This is a genomic window from Mycobacterium sp. SP-6446, from assembly GCF_001954045.1.
Taxonomy (GTDB): domain Bacteria; phylum Actinomycetota; class Actinomycetes; order Mycobacteriales; family Mycobacteriaceae; genus Mycobacterium.
Genome location: NZ_MBEM01000046.1, coordinates 1 through 989, shown reverse-complemented (window position 1 = coordinate 989; position 989 = coordinate 1). Strand labels below are relative to the sequence as shown.

The following is a 989-nucleotide window of genomic DNA, read 5'->3' as shown; positions in this document are numbered from 1 at the left end:
GTACTGGCTGACCGTCACACGCGATGCGGTGTGCGGCGGCACCTCGGTGGCGAAAGCGAACGGATCGGCTCGCTCGGTGACGACGCCGTCGGCGCCGTACACGCGGAACTTGTACAACCCGTCGACGGGGAACCCCGGCCAGAACAGCTCCCATACTCCGGACGAGCCCAGCACCCGCATGGGGGCGTCGGTGCCGGTCCAGCCGTTGAACTCGCCGATCAGGCTGACGCCCTTGGCGTTGGGCGCCCACACGGCGAACGACACCCCGTTGACGACACCGTCGGCCGTGGTGAACGAGCGGGGGTGGGCGCCAAGCACTTCCCAGAGCCGCTCGTGTCGGCCTTCGGCGAACAGATGCAGGTCGATTTCGCCCAGGGTGGGCAGGAATCGGTAGGCGTCGGCGACCGTGTACGGGGCGGAACCTTCGTAGCTGATCTGCAGTCGGTAGTCGATCAGGTCGACGAACGGCAGCGCAACGGCGAACAGACCCGAATCGATATGGCGCATCGGGAACCGGTCGTCGCCGACGATCGCGACGACTTCGGCCGCGTGCGGACGGAACGCCCGGATGACGGTGTGGTCGCCGTACTCGTGCGCGCCCAGGATGCCGTGCGGATTGTAGTGCGCCCCCGACACTAGGCGCGTCAGATCGGCGGGGTCAGGCGCTAGGTGCGCCCCGGCTAGTTGGTCAGCTCGGCTCACGTCCGCTCACCTCCTGCGTAGCAACGTGATTCGGGATTCGTACGGTATGAGCGGCATGTTGATGATGTGTGCGACCGCCTCAGCGGGGTCGATACGAATGTAGTTCGCTTGCCCCCATTGGAATTCTTGACCGGTTATCTCGTCGCGCACCCAAAACCGTTCGTACGGTTCCATACCCAATGCGGCCATGTCTAACCACAACGTGGCCTCTTCGGGCCCGAACGCATTGAGGGTCACCACGACGAGCACGCAATCTCCGGTGGCCGGGTCGAACTTGCTGTAGGCCA

At 65.1% G+C, this 989-nt stretch carries 2 pseudogenes; both read right to left on the bottom strand.

Annotation, left to right across the window (positions count from 1 at the left end):
* A pseudogene (locus A5736_RS03725) lies at positions 1 to 702 on the bottom strand (1,4-alpha-glucan branching enzyme); the annotation flags it as partial.
* Between the two features lie 6 nt (positions 703 to 708).
* Positions 709 to 989 (bottom strand): annotated as a pseudogene (locus A5736_RS03720) (alpha-1,4-glucan--maltose-1-phosphate maltosyltransferase); the annotation flags it as partial.